At 58.3% G+C, this 3,996-nt stretch carries 2 protein-coding genes; both read left to right on the forward strand.

All coding sequences use genetic code 11. The features are described from left to right. Positions 1-189 precede the first annotated feature (189 nt). Positions 190-3,075, forward strand: a complete 2,886-nt coding sequence (locus ACOSYY_RS01640) for a sensor histidine kinase (protein WP_421660522.1) — start codon at positions 190-192, stop codon at positions 3,073-3,075. A 65-nt stretch (positions 3,076-3,140) separates the two neighbouring features. Continuing rightward, on the forward strand, positions 3,141-3,770 hold the full coding sequence (locus tag ACOSYY_RS01645; protein WP_421660523.1) for a response regulator: 630 nt from the start codon (positions 3,141-3,143) through the stop codon (positions 3,768-3,770). The last annotated feature ends 226 nt before the right edge of the window (positions 3,771-3,996 follow it).

Genomic DNA, 3,996 nt, shown 5'->3' on the forward strand with positions numbered 1-3,996 from the left:
GAACATCCTTTGTCTCGCTGTTTCCACCCATTGTTCTCCTTTTGAACCGTGCCGCCTCATGTGCCCCACCCATATGCTTGTCTCGCACGCGGGAAAAGGCGTAGACTCGGATACGACTGAGTCTCTCAGCTGCGGGCGACGACTTGCCGGATACCGCCGTCGCTGACATCCCAAAGCGAGGACTTTGTGATGGCTACGCCGCGAAAATTCGAGAAAAGATCAGCGCCTACCAAGATCGACGTCAAAAGCAAGGCTACCAAGCGGCGCTCTGTGTACGCCGCACTGCCTCCGGCGCAGGCGATATCTTCTACAAACCCGGCCAAGACAGCGGAAGGATTCACAAAGAGGCCCGAGTTGCGTCGGCATGCGGAGCAACTGCTCCCAGCAACCCAGGATGACGTCGCGACCATGCCGGTCAAAGACATCCAACGACTCGTGCATGAACTACAAGCACATCAGATCGAACTGGATACGCAGAACCAGGAGCTGCGCGGGACACAGTTGGAGCTTGAAGCCGCCCGCGACCGCTATATGGAGCTCTATGACTTTGCTCCGGCGGCCCATCTGACGTTGGATGCGCACGGCGTGATTCTGGAGGCCAATTCAAGGGCCGGGACAGTGCTCGGTATCAACCGAAAGGAACTCATCGGGCAGCGGCTCATCCGATTCTTTGCATTGGAGGATCAGGATCTCTTTCACCGGCATTGTCGAGAGGTCTTGAAGACCGGCGCGCGGCAAAGTTGCGAGGGCCGGCTCCGAGACAAAGCCGGCGGCACTTCTTGGGTCCAGCTTGAGAGCCTCGCGATTCACAACGGGCAGGAGCAGATCACCCATTGGCGGACGGCGCTGCTTCCCATCGGTGAGCGGAAGCGAGCGGAGCAGGAGCTGATGACTCAGCAGGCGCGACTCAAAGGAATTATCGCGTCGGCTATGGATGCCATCATCACTGTGGACGAAGAGGAACGCATAGTCGTCTTTAACCGCTCGGCAGAATCCATGTTTCTCTGCAAAGCGGCCGATGCGATCGGACAACCGCTTGACCGGTTCATTCCGAAGCGGTTCAGGCATGCGCATCACGATCACGTGAGGGCCTTTGCTCTGACACGAACAACTTCCCGATCGATGGGGAGACCCGGCGAGTTGTACGGGCTGCGAGCCAATGGAGAAGAGTTTCCGATCGAGGCGTCCATCTCTCATGCCAAGGTCATCGACAAAACCTTCTTGACCGTTATTTTACGCGATGTTGCCGAACGCAAGCAGCTGCAACAAGAGCAAGACCGGCTCATTCAGGATTTGATCCGCTCACAACAACACTTTCAAACCCTTTTCAATTGGACTCCGTCCGCTGTCGGGATCAGTACCGTCGCGGAAGGCCGGTTTATCGATGTGAATGAAGCGCTCAGTCGGTTGACCGGATACAAGCGTGAGGAAATGATCGGCCGTACGAGCATAGAATTGGGCTTGTGGGACGATCCATCGGAACGCGCGACTATGCTACGGGATATTCAGGAACAGGGCCGGCTGCATAATCGGGAAGGACGGCTTCGGACCAAGTCGGGAGAGACCCGCTCTCTCATGGTGTACCTCGATTTGATCCAATTCGAGGCCGTTCCCTGCTTGATCTATTTGGCCCATGACATCACCGAGCGGAAACGGACGGAGAAGGCCCTGCGGCTGGCGAAATTCTCTGTCGAGCGGGCCGCTGACGCCGTGTACTGGGTCGATTCGCAAGCCAAGATCCTGGATGTGAATGAGGCCGCAAGCCGCATGCTGGGCTATTCGAGAGACGAGTTGCGCGCCATGACCGTCCACGATCTCAATCCCGATTTTCAGGCCGACATGTGGCCGGGGTTTTGGGAGGAAACCCAGCGGCGTGGGACGATGGTGATGGAGACGGCCCATCGGGCAAAAGACGGCCGGCTGATCCCCATCGAAGTGAGTGTCAATTTTTTGATCCACGAAGGCAAGGAATACCACTGTGCGTTCGTGCGCGACGTCACCGAGCGCAAGCGGGCGGAAGAGGAGCGAAACAAACAAGAATTGCTCATTTCGCTCATGCTCAGCACCGGACCGGGATGCATCAAACGGGTGGCGGCAGACGGCACGTTACTGCAGATGAATCCAGCGGGGCTGAAACTGATCGAGGCCGGCCGCGAGGATGAGGCGATCGGCCTGTGCGTGTTCGATCTCGTCGTGCCCGAACATCGGACCGCCTTCGTGGACATGCATCACGACGTGCTCGCCGGACGGTCGCGCACGATCCAGTTCGAAATTCAGGGGCTCAAAGGCGCGCGACGCTGGATGGAAAGCCATGCGGCCCCCTTCAGGAATCCCGTCTCCGGCGAAACGGAACATCTGGCCGTTACGCATGACATCACCGAGAGCAAGCGGGCGGAGGATCGATTGCGGGACACGCTGGACCGCGTTCGGAAACTGTCGCGGCGCATGGAATCGGTACGCGAGGAAGAACGGACCAGGATTGCGCGCGAGCTACACGATGAGCTTGGCGTCCGATTGACCTGCCTGAAACTGGACCTGGCACGATTGCAGTCATTGACGCGTGAGTCGACCTTCCCCCGCAACGCGATGGAGGAGAAGATCGGCTCAATGACCGCCGAAGTGGACGCCACGATCGCCGAGGTCCAGCGATTGGTGGTGGAACTGCGGCCGGGAATCTTGGACGATCTCGGCTTGGTGGCGGCAATGGAATGGCAATGCCAGGACTTTGAACGGCGCAGTGGGATCCGCTGTCTTTTCGAGGCCTCGCAGGAGCAAATCGATCTCGACCGCGCACAGGCAACGGCCGCGTTCCGGATTTGCCAGGAGGCGCTCACGAACGTGGCGCGCCATGCCAAGGCGACCTTTGTTCGGGTGCTGGTGGCGCAGAGGAACGGTGCCCTATTGCTCGAGGTTCAGGATGATGGAGAGGGGATTCCTTCCGAAAAACCGGCGGAGGCGTTCTCGTTCGGCCTGTTGGGTATACAGGAGCGCGCAAGCAGTCTGGGAGGTCAGGCTGAGATCGCCGGCTGGCCGGGGAAGGGAACGACGGTCACGGTGCGATTGCCGATGGCGTAAGCGCCGGTTTGTCTTGTTCGCTCGATTGTCTTGACGGTCCGGAAAAACCGATACCCTGGATGTCGATGTTGAAAGTTCTGATTGCCGACGATCATGCGTTGTTCCGACGAGGAGTGAAGGATCTCCTGATCAACGGTCTGAGCGCTATGACCGTAGGTGAATGCGGGAACGCCCACGACCTGCTGCAGTCCATCCGGCACAAGACGTGGGATGTGTTGATCCTCGACATCGGCATGCCGGGCACCGCCGGCACCGAGGCCCTCAAGCAAGTGAAAGCTGAATGCCCGCAACTGCCCGTCATCATCTTGAGTATGCATCCCGAGGATCAGTACGCCGTCCGTATGTTCAAGGCGGGAGCGAACGCGTATCTGACGAAGGCCAGCGCGCCACAGGAGCTCGTGGCCGCCGTGAAGAAGGTATGCACGGGCGGGCGGTATGTGAACCAGTCGCTTGGTGAAAAGCTCGTGCACATGCTTCACCGAGGTCACGAGGAGCACCCGCAAGCGCTTCTGTCCGACCGAGAGTATGAAGTGATGCGTCTCCTGGCCTCCGGGAAGACCGTTTCGGAAATCGCCAAGCACTTGCATCTAGGAATCACCACGATCAGTACCTACCGTGGCCGCATTCTGGAGAAACTCCGTCTCAAGAACAACGCCGAACTCATGCGATATGCGGTGCAACAGGGGATCGAGTAGCGGCGTTTGATGGCGTGACGAATTCGCCTCCTTGGAATGCAGATAATGAGCCATTGCGCTTGTCGTCCATCCGAGGACACGACCTCGCAAAAGCATCGACAAAAAAATCGCATTCCTATGGATAGTCTCAGCCGCGCATTGCTGCCATAGGTATCCTCCATTGATTCAGACGGTCAGGGCGTGGCTTCCGACGGTCGTCTGTAATGAAAGGAATGCCTTCATGTTG

The sequence above is a fragment of the Nitrospira sp. BLG_2 genome, assembly GCF_049222245.1.

Coding starts and splice junctions, on each gene's coding strand:
- ACOSYY_RS01640 (WP_421660522.1), top strand. CDS start 190: ATGGCTACGCCGCGAAAATTCGAGAAAAGATCAGCGCCTACCAAGATC.
- ACOSYY_RS01645 (WP_421660523.1), top strand. CDS start 3,141: ATGTTGAAAGTTCTGATTGCCGACGATCATGCGTTGTTCCGACGAGGA.